At 65.6% G+C, this 22,184-nt stretch carries 23 protein-coding genes; 18 read left to right on the plus strand and 5 right to left on the minus strand.

Annotated features, from left to right (window positions below; genetic code table 11):
- Positions 1 to 3: 3 nt before the first annotated feature.
- Positions 4 to 933: a transcriptional regulator GcvA gene (gene gcvA / locus WKR98_RS07800; RefSeq protein WP_341432564.1), complete on the minus strand. Its 930-nt coding sequence runs from the start codon at positions 931 to 933 to the stop codon at positions 4 to 6.
- A gap of 194 nt (positions 934 to 1,127) precedes the next feature.
- Here gcvA and WKR98_RS07805 point away from each other — a divergent pair, with 194 nt between their 5' ends.
- Genes WKR98_RS07805 through WKR98_RS07835 form a run of 7 tightly spaced genes read left to right on the plus strand, consistent with a single transcriptional unit; the run spans position 1,128 to position 8,252 of the window.
- Positions 1,128 to 2,018, plus strand: a complete 891-nt coding sequence (locus WKR98_RS07805; RefSeq protein ID WP_341432565.1) for an FAD binding domain-containing protein — start codon at positions 1,128 to 1,130, stop codon at positions 2,016 to 2,018.
- 2 nt (positions 2,019 to 2,020) lie between these two features.
- Complete coding sequence (locus tag WKR98_RS07810) at positions 2,021 to 2,512, plus strand: (2Fe-2S)-binding protein (RefSeq protein WP_341432566.1); 492 nt, start codon at positions 2,021 to 2,023, stop codon at positions 2,510 to 2,512.
- Positions 2,505 to 4,946: a xanthine dehydrogenase family protein molybdopterin-binding subunit gene (locus WKR98_RS07815; protein ID WP_341432567.1), complete on the plus strand. Its 2,442-nt coding sequence runs from the start codon at positions 2,505 to 2,507 to the stop codon at positions 4,944 to 4,946. Before WKR98_RS07810 ends, WKR98_RS07815 begins: the two co-directional genes overlap by 8 nt.
- Positions 4,946 to 5,788: an alpha/beta fold hydrolase gene (locus WKR98_RS07820; RefSeq protein ID WP_341432568.1), complete on the plus strand. Its 843-nt coding sequence runs from the start codon at positions 4,946 to 4,948 to the stop codon at positions 5,786 to 5,788. The genes WKR98_RS07815 and WKR98_RS07820 overlap by 1 nt, the downstream gene beginning before the upstream one ends.
- 48 nt (positions 5,789 to 5,836) lie before the next feature.
- Positions 5,837 to 6,571 (plus strand): enoyl-CoA hydratase/isomerase family protein, encoded by a 735-nt coding sequence (locus tag WKR98_RS07825; protein ID WP_341432569.1) that lies wholly within the window; start codon positions 5,837 to 5,839, stop codon positions 6,569 to 6,571.
- A 13-nt stretch (positions 6,572 to 6,584) separates the two neighbouring features.
- Positions 6,585 to 7,244: an SRPBCC family protein gene (locus WKR98_RS07830; protein ID WP_341432570.1), complete on the plus strand. Its 660-nt coding sequence runs from the start codon at positions 6,585 to 6,587 to the stop codon at positions 7,242 to 7,244.
- Positions 7,245 to 7,268: 24 nt separating this feature from the next.
- A complete protein-coding gene (locus WKR98_RS07835; RefSeq protein ID WP_341432571.1) occupies positions 7,269 to 8,252 on the plus strand; it encodes a Bug family tripartite tricarboxylate transporter substrate binding protein in 984 nt (327 codons plus the stop codon).
- Here the strand turns inward: WKR98_RS07835 and WKR98_RS07840 are convergent.
- The gene (locus tag WKR98_RS07840) at positions 8,239 to 9,495 is read right to left on the minus strand and encodes a LysR family transcriptional regulator (RefSeq protein ID WP_341432572.1); all 1,257 of its coding nucleotides are present in this window, start codon (positions 9,493 to 9,495) and stop codon (positions 8,239 to 8,241) included. The genes WKR98_RS07835 and WKR98_RS07840 overlap by 14 nt on opposite strands.
- Positions 9,496 to 9,747: 252 nt before the next feature.
- Here WKR98_RS07840 and WKR98_RS07845 point away from each other — a divergent pair, with 252 nt between their 5' ends.
- From WKR98_RS07845 to WKR98_RS07870, 6 genes are read left to right on the plus strand one after another with little or no spacing between them, the layout of a single operon-like run.
- Positions 9,748 to 10,590, plus strand: coding sequence for an ABC transporter substrate-binding protein (locus WKR98_RS07845; RefSeq protein WP_161567673.1), 843 nt, complete (start codon positions 9,748 to 9,750; stop codon positions 10,588 to 10,590).
- Entirely contained in the window at positions 10,587 to 11,387 is an 801-nt protein-coding gene (locus tag WKR98_RS07850; protein ID WP_124687579.1) for an ABC transporter ATP-binding protein, read from the plus strand. Before WKR98_RS07845 ends, WKR98_RS07850 begins: the two co-directional genes overlap by 4 nt.
- Positions 11,384 to 12,187 carry an ABC transporter permease gene (locus tag WKR98_RS07855; RefSeq protein ID WP_124687580.1) on the plus strand — a complete coding sequence of 268 codons (804 nt, stop codon included), beginning with the start codon at positions 11,384 to 11,386 and terminating at the stop codon, positions 12,185 to 12,187. Before WKR98_RS07850 ends, WKR98_RS07855 begins: the two co-directional genes overlap by 4 nt.
- Entirely contained in the window at positions 12,180 to 12,980 is an 801-nt protein-coding gene (locus WKR98_RS07860; RefSeq protein ID WP_124687581.1) for an ABC transporter permease, read from the plus strand. The genes WKR98_RS07855 and WKR98_RS07860 overlap by 8 nt, the downstream gene beginning before the upstream one ends.
- Positions 12,981 to 12,990: 10 nt before the next feature.
- Positions 12,991 to 13,716 (plus strand): class II aldolase/adducin family protein, encoded by a 726-nt coding sequence (locus WKR98_RS07865; protein WP_161567674.1) that lies wholly within the window; start codon positions 12,991 to 12,993, stop codon positions 13,714 to 13,716.
- Positions 13,717 to 13,729: 13 nt separating this feature from the next.
- Positions 13,730 to 14,458 carry an isochorismatase family protein gene (locus WKR98_RS07870; protein WP_341432573.1) on the plus strand — a complete coding sequence of 243 codons (729 nt, stop codon included), beginning with the start codon at positions 13,730 to 13,732 and terminating at the stop codon, positions 14,456 to 14,458.
- Here the strand turns inward: WKR98_RS07870 and WKR98_RS07875 are convergent.
- Positions 14,455 to 15,228, minus strand: coding sequence for a FadR/GntR family transcriptional regulator (locus WKR98_RS07875; RefSeq protein ID WP_341432574.1), 774 nt, complete (start codon positions 15,226 to 15,228; stop codon positions 14,455 to 14,457). The two genes, WKR98_RS07870 and WKR98_RS07875, sit on opposite strands and share 4 nt — an antisense overlap.
- Positions 15,229 to 15,451: 223 nt before the next feature.
- Here WKR98_RS07875 and WKR98_RS07880 point away from each other — a divergent pair, with 223 nt between their 5' ends.
- Positions 15,452 to 16,999, plus strand: a complete 1,548-nt coding sequence (locus WKR98_RS07880) for a carotenoid oxygenase family protein (protein WP_341432575.1) — start codon at positions 15,452 to 15,454, stop codon at positions 16,997 to 16,999.
- Positions 17,000 to 17,033: 34 nt separating this feature from the next.
- Positions 17,034 to 18,011 (plus strand): Bug family tripartite tricarboxylate transporter substrate binding protein, encoded by a 978-nt coding sequence (locus tag WKR98_RS07885; RefSeq protein WP_341432576.1) that lies wholly within the window; start codon positions 17,034 to 17,036, stop codon positions 18,009 to 18,011.
- Positions 18,012 to 18,046: 35 nt separating this feature from the next.
- On the opposite strand, the gene WKR98_RS07890 is transcribed toward WKR98_RS07885, so the two are convergent.
- On the minus strand, positions 18,047 to 19,027 hold the full coding sequence (locus WKR98_RS07890; protein WP_341432577.1) for a Bug family tripartite tricarboxylate transporter substrate binding protein: 981 nt from the start codon (positions 19,025 to 19,027) through the stop codon (positions 18,047 to 18,049).
- A gap of 226 nt (positions 19,028 to 19,253) precedes the next feature.
- Between WKR98_RS07890 and WKR98_RS07895 the strand changes: the two genes are divergently transcribed.
- The 3 genes from WKR98_RS07895 to WKR98_RS07905 are packed head-to-tail and all read left to right on the plus strand — an operon-like array spanning position 19,254 to position 21,712.
- Complete coding sequence (locus WKR98_RS07895; RefSeq protein ID WP_341432578.1) at positions 19,254 to 19,787, plus strand: 3-hydroxyanthranilate 3,4-dioxygenase; 534 nt, start codon at positions 19,254 to 19,256, stop codon at positions 19,785 to 19,787.
- Between the two features lie 12 nt (positions 19,788 to 19,799).
- Positions 19,800 to 20,465 (plus strand): cysteine hydrolase family protein, encoded by a 666-nt coding sequence (locus tag WKR98_RS07900; protein WP_341432579.1) that lies wholly within the window; start codon positions 19,800 to 19,802, stop codon positions 20,463 to 20,465.
- On the plus strand, positions 20,465 to 21,712 hold the full coding sequence (locus WKR98_RS07905) for a LysR substrate-binding domain-containing protein (protein WP_124687587.1): 1,248 nt from the start codon (positions 20,465 to 20,467) through the stop codon (positions 21,710 to 21,712). The genes WKR98_RS07900 and WKR98_RS07905 overlap by 1 nt, the downstream gene beginning before the upstream one ends.
- On the opposite strand, the gene WKR98_RS07910 is transcribed toward WKR98_RS07905, so the two are convergent.
- Positions 21,685 to 22,170 (minus strand): MarR family winged helix-turn-helix transcriptional regulator, encoded by a 486-nt coding sequence (locus WKR98_RS07910; protein WP_341432580.1) that lies wholly within the window; start codon positions 22,168 to 22,170, stop codon positions 21,685 to 21,687. The two genes, WKR98_RS07905 and WKR98_RS07910, sit on opposite strands and share 28 nt — an antisense overlap.
- Positions 22,171 to 22,184: the final 14 nt, after the last annotated feature.

Genomic DNA, 22,184 nt, shown 5'->3' on the forward strand with positions numbered 1-22,184 from the left:
TTTTCACAGCGTCCATCCCTGGCTCGCCGCCCAGGCCGTGATCGACTGCTCGGTATCGCGGCCTTCCTGCTGCAGCCAATCGCAGAAATCGCTGGTCAACGTCTGCGCCTTGAGCGTCGCGGCGCTGTTGGCGTAATACGTGCGCCGCTTCACGCCCAAGGGGCCGAAGGGTACGCACAGGCGGCCGGCGAGGATCTCGTCGATGGCCAGGAACAGCGGGACCATGGCCAGCCCGAGTCCCTCGGACGCCGCCTGCAGGGCGAAGTACATCTGTTCGAAGCCCAGCGTATTGGCGGGTTTCAGGCCGGCAACGCCGGCGGCTTCCAGCCATTCGCTCCACGCGTAGGGCTCCGTGGCATAGCTGATGAGGGTATGCGCCTCCAGGTCGCGCGGATGGGAAAGCGCCAGGCTCTCCTGCAGGTCGACGTGGCAGACGGGGGCGATGATCTCCGTCATGAAGGGGATGGATCGGCAGTCGTCCAGCGGCCCATGCTGTCCGCGGATGGCGATGTCGTAGGTGTTCTCCTGGAAATTCGGCGGCGCCAGCGAAGTGGTCAGACGGACTTCCACGTCGGGACGCTTGCGCTGGAACACCGACATGCGCGCGATCAGCCAGCGCATGGTGAACGTGGGCGGGGCATTGACGCGCAGCACGATGGGCGCCGCCTGTTGCATGACATACATCGACGCCGTGGCCAGGCGTTCGAACACCGCCGAGACCTCGTTCAGATAGCCTCGGCCGGCCTCGGTGAGCGTCAGTTGCGAAGGCGCGCGGTGAAAGAGCGCGACGCCCAGCCACTCCTCGAGCAGGGCGACCTGGCGGCTGACTGCGCCGTGCGTGACGTTCAGTTCCGCCGCGGCCTTGGTAAAGCTTACATGGCGCGCGGCCACCTCGAACGCCCGCACGGCGTTGAGCGGGGGCAGCTTTCTCATGAAGTCTCCTGTTGCTGCTCTGGCCGGCGTGACTATAACTCACGCCACGTGAAGATTATTACTTTGCCGCCAGAGCGGCCCACCTTCACACTGCAGCCCATGCAAAACGAATCCTGCACGCCGGTGGATCCGGCCTGCGCCCACCCCGCCGGGCCCTCAGGTTTTCTCTCGCTCGGCCATCCATACATACTATCGTGAAAGCCGCTCCTTTCGACTATGTGCGTGCCGAGGGCCTGGACCATGCCCTCGAACTCCTGCACCAGCACGGCTACGAGGCCAAGCTGCTGGCCGGCGGCCAGAGCCTGGTGCCGATGATGGCCATGCGCCTGGCGCGCCCCGCGCTGCTGGTGGACATCCACCGGGTATCCGCGCTGCAGGCGCTGGACGCCTCGGATACTGCCGTGGTGACCGGCGCAGTGGTGCGCCAGCGAACCCTGGAAGACGAGGCCTCGCTGCATGCGCGGATCCCCCTGGTTGCCGCCGCGCTGCGTTGGGTGGGACACGGCCAGACGCGTAACCGCGGCACCGTGGGCGGAAGCCTGGTGCATGCCGACCCGTCCGCGGAGCTGCCGCTGACCGCCCTCGTGCTCGACGCGAGATTGCAATTGACAAGCCTGGACGAGGGTGAGCGCAGTGTCGCCGCCGGAGATTTTTTCCTGGGGCCCATGTTCACCGATACGCGCGACACGGAGTGCCTGACTGCCATCGAGTGGCCCGTGTGGGACGCGCGCGGTACCGGCTGTGCATTCGACGAGATCGCGATACGGCACGGGGACTTCGCTATGGCGTCGGCCGCCGCGCAGGTTCGTGTCGATGCGTCGGGGGTCTGCCGGCGCGCCGCTTTCGGCCTGGGCGGCGTCGATGGCGTTCCCCGCAGGTTTCCCGAGCTGGCGCAGCGCCTGGAAGGGCAGAGGCTGGACGACGATCTGCTGCGTGGCGTGGCCGAGGACGCGGCGGCGGCATGCGAACCCGGCAGCGATCTGCACGCGACCGCCGAGTACCGGCGCCACCTGGCGGCCGTACTGGCGGCGCGCGTCCTGCGCCAGGCCGCGCAATCGGCGGCGTCTACGGTACGGAGCATGTAGCCATGACATTTCCCCGACTCATGAATATCGCCATCAATGTGAACGGCGTCGTGCGGCAGGCCCAGGCCGAGCCGCGCACCACCCTGGTGGATTTCCTGCGCGACACGCTGAAGCTGACCGGCACGCACATCGGCTGCGAACACGGCGTCTGCGGCGCATGCTCGGTCCTGCTCGATGGAGAACCCGTCAGGTCCTGCTGCATGTTCGCGGTCCAGGCCGACGGCCTCTCGGTAACCACCGTGGAGGGACTGGCGCCGGAACGAGGCCGGCTGTCCGCCATCCAGGACGCGTTCTGCGAAAAGCATGCATTGCAGTGCGGCTACTGCACGCCGGGCATGCTGATCGCCTGCCACGCGCTCGTGGCGCGCCACCCTCGTCCCGACGAGGCGCAGATCCGCGAGGCCATCAGCGGCAACCTTTGCCGGTGCACCGGTTATCAACAGATCGTGGACGCCGTCCAGCAGGCGACGGCGCAGGAGTCGTCGCATGACTGAACCCGGGAAATTCCGCTACATCGGCAAGCACCGCCGCGCCGTGGAGCACCGCCGTTTCGTGACGGGACAGGGGCGCTACGCCGCCGACATACAACTGCCCGACGTGCTGCACGTTGCCATCGTCGCGAGTCCGCATGCGCATGCCAGGATACGGTCCATCGACGCCTCCGCGGCGCTGGCCATGCCCGGTGTACATGCCGTCCTGACCGGCGAGGAGCTTTGCGCGCAGATCGACCCCATGCTGCCCGGCGTCGATGCTCCGCAGGTGAAGCGCTTCCCGCTTGCCCACGGCGTGGCCCGCTACGCCGGCGAGTGGGTGGCCGCGGTCGTGGCCGATACCCGTGCGCTGGCCGAAGATGCGGCCGAGGCGGTGGCCGTCGAGTACGAACCCATCGACCATGTCGTCGATCCGCTGGCGGCGATGGAGCCAGCCGCGCCCCAGGTGCATCCGCTGCATGGGTCCAACGTGATCTTCCGCCGCGTCTTCAATTGGGGCGAGGTTGACGAGCATTTCGCCCAGGCGCCCCACAAGCTGTCGTATCGCGTGCACTGGGCGCGCAGCGCGACCGTGCCCATCGAGACGTTCGCGGTCAGTGCCTGGTGGAACGATGCGACCGGCATCCTGGACGTCTGGGCGTCCATCCAGATGCCGAAGTATCCCGATCTGCTGGCCCGGGCGCTGCGCCTGCCGGGCAACGCGGTCCGGGTGCATTACGACGTGGATGTCGGCGGCAGCTACGGGGTCAAGCGAGGCATCAAGCATTCGGTGCTGGTGGGCTACCTGGCGAGAAAGCTGGGCCGCCCCGTCCGGTTCATCGAAGACCGGCTGGAGAACATGCGGGGCGGTGACATGCAGGGGCCGGACCGCGTCTTCGACGTGACGCTGGCGTTCGACGGCGACGGCATCGTCAAATCCATGCGGATGCGCGCGGTGGACGATATCGGCGCCTATTCGGGGCGGGCGCCGCTGCAGCTGGGCAAGCCGGTGGGCGCGATCGTCGGCCCGTACCGGATCGCCAGCGTGGAATACGACGCCGTGTCGGTGATGACCAACAAGACCCCGCAGGAAGCGGTGCGCGGGTTCGGCCAATCCCCGACCAACTACGCCATCGAAACCGGCATGGACAAGGTGGCGCGCTTCCTGGGGCTGGACCGCATCGAGTTGCGTCGCCGCAACCTCATCGGCAAGGACGAGTTCCCCTATCTGATCCCTAGCGGCACCACCTACGATTCGGGCGACTACGCGACCGTCCTCGGCAAGGCGCTGGACGCGGCCTCGCTCGATCAGATCCAGCGCCAGCGCGACGAATTGCGCAAGCGCGGATTGCTGGCTGGTATCGGTATCTCGACCTGCCTCGAACCCTCGGGAGGCAATTCCGCCTTCGAACCGCTGTTCAATCCCAAGAACACGACGACTACCTGGATGGATTCCTGCCTCGTGCGCATCGACCTCTCCGGTTCCGTGACGGCGTTGATGGGAACCTCGACCTCGGGCCAGGCGCATGAGACGCTGGTATCGACCGTGGTGGGCGAGATCCTGCAGCGTGAGCCGGACGGCATTCGCGTCCTGCACGCCGACTCGCTCAACGCCTTGCCCTCGAACAGCCCGGTCGGCAGCCGCATGGCCATCATGCTGGGCGGGGCGGCGGCCGGCGCGGCCAAGAAATTGCGCGGGAAATTGCTGCGCATCGCCGCGCACAACCTCGGGCTGGCGGAAGAGCAACTGGTGTACGACGGCGGCGACGTCGTATCGAAGTCCGATCCCCAACGGCGCATTTCCTGGGACAGCCTGGTCGAGATCGCGCATCGCATGTTCCACAAGCTGCCCGAAGGCAGCGAGCCTGGGTTGCAGGAAAAGTTCGTTTGGGAAGTGCCCACCGGCGGAAAGATGCCGACCGAAGACGGTCGGGTGCAGATGTATCCCTGCCATTCGTTCGAGTCGCACGTCGTGCTGGTCAGCATCGACCCCGATACCGGCAAGACGACCTTCCATCGCTACGTGTGCGGCCACGATTGCGGCGTGATGATCAGCCCCGACGTCGTCCACGGGATGACCTATGGCGGGATCGCGCACGGGTTGGGCGCAGCGATGATGGAGAAGTTCGCCTTTTCCGAGGAGGGCCAGCTGCTTGCCGGCACCTTCATGGATTACCTGCTGCCTAGTGCGCTGGAAGTTCCCGCCGTCACCATCGTCGACCATTGCACGCCGTCGCCGCTGACGGAGTTCGGCCAGAAGGGATCGGGGGAAGCGGGGTATCTGGGCAGCCCGGCGGCGATTGCCGGCGCGATCAACGACGCGTTGGCCCCGGTGGGGGCCAGCATCGACGCCCTGCCCATGACGCCGCAGGCGGTCTGGAACGCGTTGCGGCGTGCTTCGGGCGCGCAGCGGGTATCGCCCGCGCAATCCGATGTTACCGAGATGGAGCGGGTGTGATGGCGACGACGGACAACGCTGCAGAGGCGCGGCAGAAAACGCTGCGGGTGGCCGGTCCGGCGGGCGAGATCGCCGTTCTGGTCCAGGGCGACCCGGCGGGAGCGTCCGTGTTCATGACCCACTCCATCCTGTCGTCCAGCATGATGTGGGACGACGAGGCCGCTTTGCTGGCGGCGCGAGGATACCGCGTCATCCGGGCCGATGCACGCGGACACGGGGAATCGCAGCCGCCTGCCGGACCCTGCACCATGGACGCGTTGGCGGCCGATACGATCGCGGTGCTCGATGCGCTGGGCATCGAGCGTGTCCACTATGTGGGGCTATCGCTGGGCGGCATGAGCGGATTCGGCTTGGGCATCCGGCATGCCCGCCGGCTGTCGAGCCTCTGCCTGTGCGATGCCCGTGCCGATACGCCGCCGGAACTCCAGCCGGCCTGGGCCGAGCGGATCGCCATTGCGCGCGAGCAGGGCACGGCCGGGCTGGCGGATGCCACCATCGAGCGCTGGTTCGGCCGGCCCTTCGAGGACGCGCATCCCGATGTCGCACGGCGTTTCCGGCAGCAGGCGGCCGCTACCTCGGACGCAGGGTTCATCGGCTGTGCGCAGGCGATCCAGGGTCTGGACTATCTGGCCGATGTCGGCGGCATCACGGTACCGACCACGCTGCTGGTGGGGGCCAACGACGGACCCTTGCCGGACGCGATGAGGCATTTGCAGTCGCTGATCAGGGGGGCCGAACTCGAGGTGATTCCCGACGCCGGCCATCTGCCCAACATCGATCAACCCGCGGCATTCCATGGCGCACTGTTGCGCCATTTCGATCGCGTCCGCACTGGCCCTTGAGCCCGTTCATCGGTCGACGAATTTTCTTTCCACCTCAGGAGGCAGTACATGAGCGAGCAACTCTCGATAGAGCAGGACGGCCGTATTCTTCGCATTACCTTCAATCGTCCGCAGGACAACGGCGTGACGGACGCGATGGCCGTGGCATTTGCCGAGGCCATCCTCAACGCGCACCACACCTCGGATGCCGTCGTGCTGCGCAGCGTCGGGCCGGATTTTTGCACCGGACGCGCCCGCGATCCGGGTTCGCCCGCGCCGTCTCCCGAGGCCTACGCGCGCCGTCCGGAGTACGACGCGATCTTCAACAGCTACAAGGCCATACGGAACGCGCAAGTGCCGGTCATCGCCGCCATCGAGGGCCGCGCCATGGGATTCGGCACCGCCATCGCCGCGCTTTGCGACGTGTCGTTCGCCAGCGATACCGCTACGTTCAATATTCCCGAGATCGCGCACAACGTGATGCCGACCATGGTCATGTCGGCGCTGTACGACCGCGTCAATCGCAACGCCATCCTGTGGATGGCCTATTCCACCGACTTCATCGACGCCCAGCGCGCCATGGCCTACGGCCTAGTCAGTACCGTCGTGGCCGCGAACAAGCTCGATGCCGAGCTCGCCCGCTTTTGCGAACTGCTGACGAGCCGGCCCCGCCCGGCCATCCTGGGGCTGAAGGAGTATCTGCATGTCGCGCCCCGCATGGACGAGCTCGGCGCCATCGACTACGCGCGGACTCTCCATTCCATGGTCAATACGGCGGCGGCCATGAAGCGCCAGCACGGCTGAGGTCGAGGGGGTCATGGAAATCACCGGTACCCAAGTCATTGCAGCGCCCCGCGCCGACGTCTGGAAGGCCTTGAACGATCCCGCCACGCTCAAGCGCTGCCTTCCGGGATGCGAGTCGGTCGAGCAGGCGGGCCCCGATGAATTTCACATCGTCATCACCGCCGCCATCGGCCCGCTTCGACCTCGCTTCAACGGCTCGCTGCGCCTGACCGAAGCCGTGCCCCCCGCGTCCTGCGTCATGGTGTTCGAGGGACAGGGCGGAGCGATGGGGTTCGGCAAGGGATCGGCGTCGGTCGACCTGAAGGAGGCCGGCGCTGGCACGGAGCTGGCCTATGCGGCGCAGGCGCAAGTCGGCGGAAAGCTGGCACAGGTCGGCGCCCGGCTGATCGACAGCGTCGCCAGGAAGATCTCCGACGATTTTTTCAAAGCCTTTCGCAAGCAGTTCGCGCCGGAGGAGGCGGCACTGGCTGGAGACGGTGCTCCCGAGAAGCGCACCCCGGCCGCCCGCGCCATCGGCGGCGGGCCGGCCAATCCGGCCGATGCGGTGCCGCCGGTGCCGGTGCCGCCGCGGGCCGGGACCGACGCAGCGACGCGCGTGCCGGGCTGGTGGCTGATCGTGGCCTTCGCCCTTGGCGTGGCGGCAACGCTGGCCGGAGTAACGGTCATCTCATAGTCGAAACAAGAACGGGGAACATCCATGGAGACTACGCAAGGACGCCGCAGGTTTCTGCTGGCCAGCGCGGCATCGGTGCTTCTGGGCGACGCCTACGCGCAGGCGCCGTCCACCGGTAGGACGGTGAGAATACTGGTGGGATTCCCGCCGGGCCAGGCCACCGATATCGTGGCGCGCATGCTGGCCGAGAAGCTCGCGGCCGCGACGGGCGACAACTACATCGTGGAGAACAAGCCGGGCCAGGGGGGAAGCCTGGGCCTGGGCTACCTCGCCAAGGCTCCCAATGACGGCAGCGTCATGATGCTGGCCCACATGTCCGCGGTGGCGACCAATCCGCACATGTACAAGAGCGTCGCCTACGATTCGACCAAGGACTTCGAGGCCATCGGCCTGGTCGGCGACCTGCCGTTCGTCCTGGTGGCGAATCCCGCCGTGCCCGCCAAGAATGTCTCCGAGCTTATCGCCTATGCGAAGGCGAACCCGGGCAAGCTGACCAATGCGTCGTCGGGTAACGGCACCGTGTCGCACCTGGCGATGGAGGAGTTCAAGCGTTATGCCGGCGTGGATATCGTTCACGTGCCGTACCAAGGCAGCTCGCGCGGACTGACCGACGTCATGGCCGGAACGGTGTCGATCGCGCTGGAGACCGCGGCGGCCACCAAGCCATTGGTCGAGTCCGGCAAGCTGCGCGTGCTGGGCGCAGGCAGCGCGCAGCGGCTGGATGGCGTGCTGGCCGCGCCTACGCTGATGGAGCAGGGCATTCCCAAGTTCACCGCGGTGACCTGGTTGATGCTGATGTATCCCGCCGGCGTGCCGAAGAATCTGGTCGACCGCAATTTCGGGGCCCTGAGCCAGATCGCGCAGACCCAGGATTTCAAGGACCGCCTGCGCACCATAGGCGCCCTGCCGCGCAGCAGCCAGAGCCCGCAGGAAGCCAACGACTACGTGCGCAGCGAATACCGTTATTGGGGAGAAGTCGTCAAGCGCAGCGGCGTCAATCTGGGGTGACACCCAGCCTGACCCCAGGCTGGGTGGCGATCGTGGGCGCAAGAGTGCCCGCGGTGGCCGCTTCGATGTGCTGCATCAGCTTCTCGCACAGCGGCGAAGGCTGCGCATCGCGCCGCAGGATGAAGCCGATCTCGCGTCCGGTGTGGGGGAGTTCGACTTCCAGCACCTTGACGGCGCCCGAGGCAATCTCGTAGCTCAGGTACTCGGGCGATACCGCCGACACCACGTCGCTATGCTGCAGGAGACCGCGCAACAAGCCGAGGTCTCCTGCTTGCACCGCCACGTGCGGGGCATCGATCCCCAACTGATGGAACAAGTCGTTCAGCAACTCGCGCGTCGGTGCCCCGCGATCCCGCAGCACCCAGGGATAGCGCACCAGATCGGCAATTTCGACGCGCTCCTGGGCGCATAGCGGATGCCCGGCGCGCGTGACCACGACCAGGTTGTCGCGGCCGATCACGCGTATCCGGAAATCCCGATGCGAGTAGTTGGCGTTGAGGCCGGTCAGGATGAAATCGATCTCGCCGGAGTGCACGCCCGCGAACAGGATCTCGAACGGCGCGTCCACCATGGAGACCTGGACATTGGGATGCTTGCCGACCAATGCCGCGATGGCCTGTGGCAACACCCGCGTTCGCATGGAAGGCAGCGCCGCGAACATGACCCGGCCGGTGATTTCGCCGCGCTGCTGCGCGATGTCGGCCTCGAGGTGGCGCAGTTCGGCCAGCACCCGCCTGACGCGGAACAGCAGCAGCTCGCCCGCCTCGGTCACGGCCATGCCCTTGGCGGTGCGGCGGAACAGGCGCAGTTCCAGGGACGCCTCCGCCTGCCTGAGCAGGGCGCTGACGGCGGGCTGGGTCAGGCCCATTACCGCCGCCACGCTGGGCATGTGTCCCATCTCGCGCAGGCGGACCAGCGCCGTCAACTGGCGTTCCCCCACCAGCATGGCGAATAGCGGCGCGCCGGGCGACACCCGGTAGGGCGTCAGCTCGGCACAGGCCTGGCGCAGCTCGGCATCGATGCGCAGCGCGCGGCGGTAGGCCGCATCGCCGAAAGACGTGGGCGTCATGCCCGACGACTGGCGTTCGAACAGCGGCGCCTCGAAGCTGGCTTCGAGCTGGCGGATGGAGCTGGCCACCGCCGAAGGGGTCCGCAGCAGGCGTTCGGCCGCATGCGCGATGCTGCCTTCCTCCACCACGGCGATCAGCGCCCGCAGGTGCCGCATGTGGTTACGTTCTTGCATTAAAAAACGTCCGATAAGAAAAATTGCTGGCTCAGCAAGAATAACTTGGTCGTTTCCCCGGGGGCAAGAACCTACAATCGCGCTTGACGCAGTCGTGACAACCCCAGGGGAGACCGCAATATGAAAGCCGCGATGAAGACGCTCTGCTGTGCCGCCTTATCCTTGTTTTTTCTGGCTTCTCCAGCCAGCCAAGCCCAGGTCGTTCCCATCCGGGTGGGCCATGGCTCGTCCGCCGAGGAACCGTTGTGGACGATGAAGGCGTCGCCCGCCGTCACCCCGGGACAGAATCGCGACTACAAGCTCGAGTACACCCTTTTTCGGGGAACCGATAAGCGTTTTCAAGCATTTGAAGCCGGCGAACTGGATATCGCCACCGGTTCCGCGCACAGCGTCATGATGGCCGCGGCCCAGGGCATCAAGTTCAAGATCGTCGCGTCGCTGTCGCGCGAAGGCGGTCCCAAGGGCTTCGCCACGCAGTACATGGTGCTCGACAGCTCGCCGATCAAAAGCATTGCCGACCTGAAGGGCAAGACTGTGGGGATCAATGGGGCGCGCTCGTCGGCGGAAATCTGGGCCCGGCTGGCGATCAAGAAGCACGGGCTGAATCCGCAGCGCGACGTCAAATGGGTGGCCGTTCCCTTCCCCAGCCAGGGCGAGGCGGTGCGCGCCGGCAAGCTGGACATCGGCGCCTTCCCGCAGCCTTTCGCCGCCTTCGAGGAGAAGCGTGGCGGCATGCGCACGGTCTTCACGTCGACCGAAGGAATTGGGCAGCAGGAAGACCTGATGCTGCTGCTGGTCAAGGAAGAGTTCGCCGCCAAGCACCCCGCCGCGCTGCGCTCCTTCCTGGCCGACCTGGTCAAGGCCACCGATTTCTACGTCAACCATCCGCGTGAAAGCCACCAGCAGTTGATCGACGCGAAGTTCGTCAACATCCCGCTGGATGTGTCGTTGGGCATGCGCAAGTACCTGCATCCGATGGACGGCAAGGTCGACATGGATTCCATGCGCAGGATGGTGGCCGAACTGAAGGACTTCGGCTATCTGGACAGCCTGGATCCCGCCAAGGTCGTGGACATGAGCTACCTGCCGAAATGAACGCCAACGCCAGCACCCCCGACTACCTGAAGGCGCAGGGCGTCGGCAAACGCTTCCTGCGCAACGGCCAGGCCGTGACCGCGCTGGAGGATTTCGATCTGTCCATCGCCGAAGGCGAGTTCGTCAGCATCGTCGGCCCCTCGGGCTGCGGCAAGAGCACCTTCCTGCACATGGTGGGCGGGTTCGAGCCGCGCACCAGCGGCACGATCAGCCTGGCCGGGCGCCCGGTCTCGGAGCCGGGTCCCGACCGGGGCATGCTGTTCCAGGACTACGCGCTCTTTCCCTGGCGCACGGTGCTGGGCAATGTGGCCTGGTCGCTGGAAGTGCAGGGGCTGCCCAAGGCGCGGCGCCTGGAGGTCGCGCGCAAATACATCACCATGGTCGGGCTGGCCAGGTTCGAGAACGCCTACCCAGGCGAACTGTCGGGCGGCATGCGGCAGCGCGTGGCGCTGGCGCGCACGCTGGCCTACGAGCCCAAGATGCTGCTGATGGACGAGCCGTTCGGCGCGCTGGACGCGCAGACGCGCGAACTCATGCAGGAAGAGCTGACCGACATCTGGCAGCAGGACCGCCGAACGGTGCTGTTCGTCACGCACGACATCGAAGAGGCCATCTACCTGAGCGACCGGATCATCGTCTTCACGGCGCGTCCGGGCCGCATCAAGGCCGACCTGCGCGTGGACCTGCCCCGTCCGCGCGGCGCGGCCGTTCGCAAGTCGCCCGAGTTCATGGACTACCACGCCCGGATCTGGGACATGCTGCGCGACGAGGTCCTGCGCGCGCGGGAAGGCTCATGAGCGGCGTTCGCGCCGCCGCGGCGGGCGCCTGGCAGCGTCCGCTGCGCTGGATCGCGGGCTGGACCTTGCCCGTGGCGCTGCTGGTCGCCATGCAGCTGGCGGCCGGCCAGCCGGGCGCGCCCCGCTACGTGGTGGCGCCGACCGACATCGCCGCGACGACCTGGGAACTGCTGGCCAGCGGCGAACTCATCCGCGACGCGATGGCATCCGGCGTGCGCTCCTACAGCGGCTTCTTCATGGGCGCCGCGCTGGGCGTGGCCATCGGTCTCCTGAGCGCGGTGTGGCGGCAGGCGCGCGCTTTCTTCGATCCGCTCGTCTCCACGCTGTACCCCGTACCCAAGGTCGCATTGCTGCCCGTCATCATTACCTGGCTGGGCTTCGGCGACGTCTCGAAGATCGCCCTCATCACGCTGGCCGTGTTCTTCCCCACCTTCATCAACACCTTGTACGGCGCCCGCGCCACGCCCCTGTCCCTGATCTGGGCCGCGCGCAACATGGGCGCGGGGCCTGCCTACATCTTCCGGCGCGTCATCTTCCCGGCCGCGCTGCCGCAGATCTTCACCGGCCTGCGCTCGGGCCTGGCGCTCTCGTTCATCGTGCTGTTCGCCGCCGAGATGGTGGGATCGCACGACGGCCTGGGCGACATGGTCGTGCGCGCCGAGGAAGCCATGCGCTACGACTGGATGTACACCGCCATCCTGGCCATCGGCCTGATGGGCTTCGTCAGCGACCGCGTCCTGCTGGCCATCCGGCGCCGCCTGCTGGCGGACAAGTATCCCGGGGAGGCCCGCCATGGTTGAGCGCCTGCGCGCATTCGCCCGACAAGCCATGGCGCCGCTGTACCCGCTGGCGGTCCTGGCCGTGGTCTGGGAACTGCTGTCCCGGTCGGGTTGGGTATCGCCGCGGCTGATGCCTTCCGTCGTGAAGGTGGGGCGGGCCTTCGTGGAGGGACTGGCCAACGGCGACCTGGTCTATCACGCGTCCATCTCGTTCTCGCGCGCCCTGAGCGGCTTTGGCCTGGCCATCGTCATCGGCGTGCTGCTGGGCGTGTTCATGGCCCGCAGCCGCTGGTTCGAATGGATGGTCGAACCCATCTTCTCGTTCGGCTATCCGGTCCCGAAGATCGCGCTGTATCCCGTCTTCATCCTGCTGCTGGGATTCGGCTCGCCGTCGAAGATCGCGCTGATCGCCCTGGAATGCACCTTTCCGATCGCCGTCAACACCTACTTCGGCATCCGCGCCGTGGCGCCGCGCCTGGTCTGGAGCGCCCGCAACATGGGCGCGGGGCCCGTGCGCATCTTCCTGCGCGTGCTGCTGCCGGCGGCGCTGCCCGCCATCATGTCGGGCATCCGGGTCGCGCTGCCCCTGTCCATGGTGGTCGTGATCATTACCGAGATGATCGGCGACAGCACCGGGCTGGGCTACTACATCGCCTACGCGTCGGCCTCTTTCATGTATGCCGAGTCCTATGCCGGCGTGATCGCCGTGGCGCTGATCGGCTTCACCCTCGACCGCCTGCTCGTCGCGCTGCGCGGCAGGATCATCTTCTGGGAGCCCGATGGCGCCGCCCGGAACTCCCGTCCTTCCCATTGAGGCTCCCACGATGTCACTCGAAGAACAACTGGACCAACTGGCGACGGCCTGCCGCGTCCTGGAAATGGAAGGCCATGGCGACATGACCCTGGGCCACCTGTCGCTGCGCGATCCGCAGGGACGCGGCTTCTGGCTCAAACGCAACGCCCGTGGCCTGGGCGAGATCCTGTCCGCCGCCGATTTCGTGCTGGTCGGCCATGACGGTGCCAAGCTGGAAGGCGAAGGAGGCCGCCACTCGGAATGGCCCATCCATTCCGAGATCCTGAAGGCGCGGCCCGACGTCAACGTCGTCGCTCATACCCACCCCTTCCACGCCAGCATCCTGTCGTCGTTCGGCACCGCGCTGGCGCCCTTCACGCTGGACGCCGATTATTTCGACGAACTGCCGTGCCACCGGGACGAAGCCGCCTTGCTCAAGACCGAGGAAGAGGGCGCTGCGCTGGCGCGTACCCTGGGGCCGCACTTCGCCGTGCTGATGGCCAACCACGGCGTGACCTTCTGCGGCACGTCCATCGCCCATGCCGTCTGCGTGGGCGTTTTCCTGGAACGCGCCGCGCGCATCCACGTGCTGGGCTCGCAGATGCGCACCGAAGCGAGCTTCCCGGTGCCGCCCGTGCGCCAGCGCCGGCGCGAACAGATCATGACGCCCGTCCACGTCGAGCATTCCTGGAACTACTTCGTCCGCAAGCTCGCGTGGCAGGAAAAGGCGCGCGGCGACGCCGCGCTCTTCGCCTAAGGAGACCCTGGACATGGCCACGCTCGAATCGCTGTATTCGTACCTGACGCCGCGCGACCGCGAGATTATCGAGCTGTCCGGCTATGGCGCCCGCATGGGGTTCGGCGCGCGGCCGGCCCTGGTGATCGTGGACGCCACCTATGGTTTCTGCGGCGACCGGCGCGAACCCATCGCCGACTCCGTCCGCCGCTGGCCCAACTCCTGCGGCGAGGCAAGCTGGGACGCCATCGACCGTATCCGCGAACTGCTGGCCGCCTTTCGCGCGCAGCAGCGGCCCGTCATCTACACACGGGGCGCGTACCGCGACGACAAATGGGACATGGGTTCGTGGCTGTGGAAGCATGCGCTGTCGCGGCCGCAGGAAGCGCCGCGGCCCCAGTCCGACCGGCACCATGACGAGATCGTCGATGAAATCGCGCCGCAGCCCAGCGACCTCGTCATCGGCAAGCAGAAGCCCTCGGCGTTCTTCTCGACGCCGTTGCAGTCCTACCTGACCCTGCTGGGCGCGGATTCGCTGGTCGTGACGGGCGGCAGCACCTCGGGCTGCGTGCGCGCCACCGTGGTGGATGGCTTCAGCGCCAACTACCGCATTGCCGTGGCCGCCGACGCCTGCTTCGACCGCCTGCAATCCAGCCATGCGATGAGCCTGCTGGACATGCATGCGAAGTATGCGGATGTGCTGGACACGGCGGACATCCTGGCGCACTTCGGAGATCAGGCGCCTGTCGACGCTCGGCCTTAGCGATGCCGGACCTGGGGGATCAGGTCCAGTGATTTTTTCTGCGCCGCGGCATGCTTGACGACATGCTCATGAAGCTTCTGCAGGTGCACATGCATTTCTTTTGCCGCCTGCTCCGGATCCCGCGCGCGCAGTGCCTGCAGGAATTGTCTTCTCGACACGGCAAGATCCTGCGCGGGATAGATTTCGATGCGCTGGAGAATGGCCCTGATCGTATCGGTCAATGAACGCACCACGAGCATCATGACCTTGTTTTTCGTTGCCGCGGCCAAACGGGTATAGAACTCGGTCGCGTGCTCCAGCCGGACCTCCCGGCTACCGGAAGCCAGCGCGATCTCGTTGGACCGAACGTTTTCGGCAATCAGTTCCAGGTCTTCTTCCGTGGCCCTTAGGCAGGCAAGCCGGACCACCGAATCGAGAATGAAGATCCTGGCTTCGGTCAGATCTGTCAGCGAGATGGTGCCGAGGTCGAGCATGTCCTGCATCACCTCGGTCATCTTGTCATCATTGCCATTCTGAATGAAGGCGCCGCCCTTCGGGCCGCGTACAAGGACGACGAGCCCCGCGTTTTCGAGGCTTCTCAAGGCTTCACGTATCGTCAGCCGGCTGACCGCCAACTGTTCGGCCAATTGGCGCTCGGGCGGCAGCTTGTCGCCTTGCTTGAGCTTGCCGGTGGCAACCAGTTGGCGAATCTGCTCGCAGACCACCTCGAAGGCCCGGCGGGACTGTATCGGTTCGAACAGAGGTGATGCGGCGGCACCCGACTCTTCCATGACACTCCTGTCTTGATGCGCGGGGCTCAAGCTTGGCAAAGGGACTGAGTTTAGACCTTTGTTGATCATACCAAAGACCCCCAAAGCCTCTGGGCATCGCTCCGTCCCTAATTAAGTTTCTTGCGCGCAAGCATTGTTAAATCTATCCTATCAATATGTATTGGTCAGACCAATATAGGATAGACCATGCACTTGTCACCATTGGAACATGCAAGAGGAAATCATGTCGCTGCAATTGACTCATGCCCAGAAGGCCGACTTGGTCCGCCTGGACGCGGCACTGGAAGCCGATATCCATAACCGTAAGAGCGCCTACAGGCATTGGGGTTTTCGCGCCGTTCACACCGAACTGAGGGACGCTCCCGTCACGGTGGTGGGTACGCTCCCGCCCGACCTCGAAGGCGTCTACATCCGCAATGGCACGAATCCCCAGTTCACTCCGATGGGAGTGAGATGGCAGATGTTCGATGGACCGGGAATGCTGCACCAGGTCCATATCCATGGGGGGAAGGCGACCTACACCAATTCCTATGTACGCACCCGGCGCTACCAGATCGAGAAAATGCTGGGTCGCGAGGTGTATCTCACCATGGGCGAGTTGTTGACGGGCGGGAAGGCTGCCGCCGAGAAAATGGCTTGGCTGAGCAAGCAGTACCAGGAAGGCGCGCTACCGGAGTTGAGGTTCAGCGGTACCGGGAATGGGACCGCGATCCAGTTCCATCGGGGCAGGCTGTACGCCTTCAACGAAGCCGGATATCCCTTCGCCCTGGATGTGCGCAGGGAAGAGGGAAAGCTGGTCATCGACGGGTCCGGCGAGCACGTGACCTGGGGAGGGAAACTGACGGGCCCCTTTTCCGCCCATCCTGCTATCGATCCGGACACGGGCGACATGTACAGCGTCGCGACGAACCGCTATGACGGCAGCATCACGATCGTCCAGGTTTCGAACAACGAGGTTGTACGGTCGCTTACCTACCAGCAGCCGCTTAATCACATGGCGTGGATTCATGAGTGCTGCATTACCGAGAACTACATCGTCTTCCCGGACATCTCGATGCGGGTCGACAAACAAGGTCTCCAGAAGGAAGGCGGCAGCATGTACTACTGGGATCCGAAATACGAGATGCGTTTCGGAATCCTTCCCCGGAAATTCGATCAGGACACGCCCATTCGCTGGGCCACGACCGGCAAGCCCGGTGCGATCTGGCATCTGGTCAATGCATGGGAGGAGAAAGGGCCTGACGGGAAAACGAACATCGTGATGTTCGCGCCGAGGTTTTCCGAATATCCGGATACCGTGCCCATCCATACGCCGGAGGAATCCCACGCCCACCTGTCGAAATGGGTCCTCGACCCCGACGCGGGCAAGGTGCTCGAAGACCGGGTCCTGATCGAATGGGGCTATGAGCGCTGTTCTTTCCACGTCGGCTACCGTGGCAAGAAAAATCGCTATTGCTATCTCCTTGATGAGCAGCGCGAGGGCTACATGGGCAAAGGCACCCTCAAGTACGACTATCGGGAAGAACGCGAGATCCGGTACGTGGACTACGGCCAACTCTACGGCGGCGAACCGCTCTTCGTTCCGAGAAAAAACGCGGTTGCCGAAGACGACGGGTATCTGCTGGACCTGCTCATGGGCGAGAACCTGGCCGAAGTGCTGGTTCTGGATGCAGCATCCATGACCGAAGTCTGCCGCTTGCAACTCCCGCAACGCGTGCCGTTCGGCGTGCATGCGGTCTGGCTCAACGGCGAGCAGATCGCCGCGCTCTGACATATCCATCAAACAATGAAATCAAGGAGACACCATGCACCTTTCTTCGTTGATCGGACGTTGTTTCATGCTGGCGATGCTTGTCGGCGGCGCAGCCGCGCAGGCTGAGACGGCCGCCGGATCCTATCCCTCCAAACCCGTCACGATCGTCGTACCCTATGCGCCCGGAGGGGTGGCGGATTCTACGGCGCGGCTGCTGGCGCAACGGTTGCAGGCGGAATGGCACCAGAGCGTGGTGGTCGAGAACCGTGCCGGGGCGGGTGGGCTGATCGGTGCGGGGCTGGTGGCGCGTGCTCCCGCTGACGGTTACACCGTGCTTCTGGGGGTGTCGGGTCTCGTCCTGCAGCCGCAACTGGTGAAGAAGGCGACCTACGATCCCTTCAAGGATTTTTCGCCAATCACCTTGATCGCCCGTCTGCCCTTGTTGCTGGCGGTTCCCAAGTCCGGAGCGGCGAAGACTCTCCAGGAGTTCGTTGCCCATGGGAAAGCCAACCCGGGCGGCACCAACATCGGCAACTACGGCGTGGGCACGCCTTCTCAACTCCTGAGCATCATGCTCAATCAGCAAGCAGGCATGGACCTGCCGCTGGTTCCTTTCCAAGGCAGCTCTCAGCTCGCGACGAACCTCTTGGGAGGGCAGATCAGCGGTGGGCTGATCGATAGCGTCACCGCGCGGCAGTTCGCGGAACGGCTGAACTTTCTTGCCGTGACGGGAACGCAAAGATTGCCGGGCTTGCCGAGTCTTCCCACGTTCCGCGAGCTGGGGTATCGCTCTTTCGAACAAGACGGGTGGCTTGGTGTGCTGGTGCCCGCCGCGACGCCTCAAGCCGTCGCCGACAAGCTGTCCAGCGAACTGGTGCGGATCATCACGAGCCCGGAGGTGTCGGCGAAGATAGAAAGCATGGGCATCACGCCCGCCGGCAGTTCACCGGCGGAGTTCGCCAAGGTCATGCGTACCGACTTCGACGTCTATGGCAAGGTGATTCGAGACGCGAACATTCGGATCGATTAAAGCGGCGGTTGCGCAGCGGAGTCAGGCCGGGCCGATCAATCCAGCGCGATGTTCAGCCGCTTGAGCACCAGTCCGAAACGCCGGGTCTCGTCGGCCAGCTCCTTCACATACTCGGCGCGTTCCAGCACGTAGGGCTCGTAGAACATCGCGTCGTAGCGCTTGAGGACCTCCGGGTCGCGCAGCACCTGCGCCACGTCGCGCTGGATCTTGTCGGCGACCGCCGCGGGCGTGCCCTTGGGCGCCAGCAGTGCGACCGACCCCGCCAGGTCGAATCCGGCTGGTCCGCCGGATTCCGAGATGGTGGGGACGTCCGGGAAGCCCGCCAACCGCCGGGGCGCCGAGACAGCCAGGTAGCGGACCTTGCCGGCGCGCTGCAGGGGGCCGGCGCTGCCGCCGCTGCCGAAGGCCCAGGCCAGTTCCTTGTTGGCCACCGCGGCGTAGAGTTGTCCCATGTCCTTGTACGGGACGTGCATCATTTCCACGCCCGCTCCCTGTTCCAGCATGGCACCGCCGATGTGGCCGGGGCTGCCGACGAACCACGAACCGTAGGTGACCGAGCCGGGCTTGGCGCGCGCCGCCTGGAGCAGGTCGCCGGTGCTGCGGAAGGGACTGTCCGCCGGCACCACCACGAAGAAGTAGTTGCGCAGCATGGGCGTGATGGGCTCGAAGTCGCGCATCAGGTCGTAGGGCAGTTTCTTGAACAGGTAGGGATGGGCGCTGGTCTGCGCATTGTCCATCTGGAGCAGGGTGTAGCCGTCGGCGGGACTGCGCTTGGCGGCATCGATGGCGATGAAGCCGTTGCCTCCGGGCTTGTTCTCGACCATGACGGGCTGCCCCCATTTCTGCGACAGCCGGTCGGCCACCAGCCGCAGCGCGACGTCGGGGCCGCTGCCTACGGGGAAGGTGGAGACGATCCGCACGGGTTTGGCGGGGTAGTCCTGGGCGTGCGCCGTGGATATGCCGCTCAGAACCAGCGTGAGCGCCGCGAGCACGGAATGGATTGTTGGTGTTTTCATGATCCGGATTCCCGAAGGTTGAGCAAGCCGTCGCAGGGGGACGCCTTGCCACTGTGCCACCGCCGGGACCGGTTGAGGCGGGGCATAAGCGCTTTCGGGACAGGCAGAAGCATTTTGATGGCCGGCGGGCGGGCATAAGTTTTTTCGCCGCCGGCAGAAGCATTGCCGGCTGGCGCCAGCCCGGCAGGGGGCCGAGAATAGGGGGATTCACTACCAGGACATAGCGATGAAACTATTTCCCAGCCTGCAACTGCACATGCCCCAGATCGACCTGCAGGAAATCATGGAGCATCTGCGGCACAACGAGGAACGGCGGACCTATCCGCTATGGCAGGAGGACGACTGCCTGTGTTTCATCGCGCGCGGCCGTGAATACCGCAGCGAGTTCCATCTGAATCCCAGCCACGAGATGCAGTATTCGCTGAAGGGTGACCTGCACCTGCACTATCGCACGCCCGAGGGGGTGGAGAAGGTGGCGGTGGTTCCCGAAGGGCATTGTCTTTACCAGCCGCCCATGGTGCCGCATTCGCCCAGGTTTCCGCCCGATGCGTTCCAACTGGTGGTCGAGCGCAAGCGCCATCCCGGTGAAGTGGACCGCTTCCATTGGTTCTGTCCTGCTTGCGACAATCTGCTGCACGAGGAGAGTTTCATCGTCAGCGACTACGGTGCCGATCCGGTATCGCGGGCCTACGACAATTTCTGGGGCTCGCTCGATTTCCGCACCTGCAAGAAGTGCGGCGCCATCATGCCGGATCGCTGAGCGGGGGCAGCCATGAGCGATATCCTACGCACGCTGGCGGAGAAAGTGCAGCCGCGACATACGGCGCTGGTAATCGTGGACATGCAGAACGATTTCTGTGCCCAGGGCGGCTACCTGCAGCGTACCCGGGCCGAAAGCGGACGCAATCCCATCCGGGTGGACGAGAATGCCGCCATCGCCGACCGGATCGGCGTACTGGCGGACGAGGCACGGCGATCGGGGGCCTCGGTCGCGTGGCTGCGCTCGGTCTACGATTTCAAGTACCTGGCGGATGCCCACGTCGCCATGCGGGACGGCGAAGGTTGCTGCATGGAAGGGACCTGGGGAGCCGATTTCTTCCGCATCCAGCCCCGGCAAGGGGACGTCGTCGTGGACAAGCATACGTTCAGCGGTTTTCACGAGACCGGGTTGCACGCGCAGTTGCAGGCACGCGGCATCAAGACACTGATAATGACGGGCGTGGCCACCAACGTCTGCGTCGATTCGACCCTCAGGCACGGGTTCTTCCTGGGTTATCACATCGTCGTGGCCGAGGATTGCGTGGGCAGCGGTAATCCGGTGGGGCACGAAGGCACGTTGTCGACGGTCAGGGTGAACTTCGGCGAGGTCACGACCTCGGCCGAGTTGCGGCTATTGTTCGGCAGGCACGCCCCGGCCGACGCCTTGCCGGCACGTTGATGCTCCACACCAAGCACCTTCGCCCCTTCCTGGCCGTCGTGCGCCACGGCAACCTGGCTCGCGCGAGCGAGGAACTACGCCGCGCCCAGTCGGCCGTGTCGCGTTCGGTGCAGGAGCTGGAAGGCTGGTTCGGCGTCTCCCTGTTCGAGCGCAGCGCGCGCCAGTGGCTGTTGACCGATTTCGGCCAGGCGCTGCACCGGCGGACCGGGCTGGCGTTCGCCGAACTGCAGCAAGCCTGCGACACGTTGTGCGAGCGCTATCCCGAGTCGGCACCGCGGCTGCGCACCGCGCCGTTCTTTTCGTTGGCCGTGCACGAGCGGCGCCTGGAACTGCTGTTCGCCTTCACCGAGCGCAAGCACATCAGCACGGCCGCGGCGGCGGTGGGAGTGTCGCAGCCTGCCGCCAGCATGGCGCTGTACGACCTGGAGGCCAGCGTGGGTGTGCCCCTGTTCGACCGCGCGCATGCCGGCGTCGCGCTGAACGAGAGCGGCGAGCTATTGCTGGCGCACGTGAAGCGAGCGCTGGCGCAACTGCGGCTGGCCGGCACCGAGATCTCGGCCCTGAAGGGCGTGATCGAGGGGCAGGTGGTGGTGGGGGCGCTGCCGTTCAGCCGGCCCTATGTGCTGCCGGTGGCGGTCGGGCGCGTGCTGGCGCAGCATCCGCGCCTGCAGGTGCGCACGCTGGAGGCGCCCATGGACACGCTGGTGGCGGGCCTGCGGCTGGGCGACGTGGATTTCCTGGTGGGCGCGCTGCCGGTGGAGCCGCTGGAAAGCGCGCTGGTGGTCGAGCAGTTGATGCGCGAGCCCATGGTGGTGCTGGCGCGCCGCGATCATCCGCTGGCCGCGGCTGCCGCCCTGGATCTGGCCGACCTGATGGAGGCCGCATGGGTACTGCCCCGGCAGGGTACGCCCACGCGCGAGGCCTTGGGCGCGTGCCTGGCGCAGCATGGGTTGCCGGAACCGCAGGTGGCGGTGGAATCGTCGGACATTTCCCTGATCCGGGGGCTGCTGCTGGAGACCGACATGCTGTCGGCGGCCTCGCGCCAGTTGTTCCCTCATGAACTGCGGGCGGGCATCCTGGTGGAGTTGCCGGTGGTGCTGGCGGGTACCGAGCGCTCCATGGGCATCCTGCGCCGCACGCAGGAGCATTCGTCGCCGGGCGCGCAGTTGCTGATCGAGGCGATCCGCCGGGTGTGCCGCGACGAATCGGGGACAAAGGATCAGAGGTCGGCGGCCGCGCGGCCGTAGTGGTTGTTGGCCTGCACCAGCTTGGAGAGCAGGCGCATGAAGGTGTCCTGATCCTTCTTGCTGAGCGGCGAGATCAGCCGCTGCTGAGCCCGCGTCATGCCGTCCTGCAGCAGGCCCATGACGCGCAGTCCTTCCTCGGTGATGAAGGACTGGCGCGAGCGGCGGTCGTCGGGATCGACGCGCCGGGTCAGGTAGCCCTTGCGTTCGAGCCGCTTGACGACGTCGGCGGTGGTGGTGCGGTCCAGGCCGAGTTCGTGGCCGATCGTCTTCTGGTCGCTGCCGGGCTGCAATGACAGGGCGGTCAGGATGCCGTACTGGACCGGGGTGATCTCGTTACTGCATTCCTCGAAGAACATCGCGTAGTGGATCTGGTTCAGGCGGCGGACCAGGTATCCCGCGCGCGACCAGAGCACCTGTTCTGCGGGATCGAAGGGATGCGAGGGGGGGGGCTGGGTCATTGTGGATGCTTCGC

This window comes from Pigmentiphaga sp. YJ18 (assembly GCF_038066655.1).
Taxonomy (GTDB): Bacteria; Pseudomonadota; Gammaproteobacteria; order Burkholderiales; family Burkholderiaceae_B; genus Pigmentiphaga.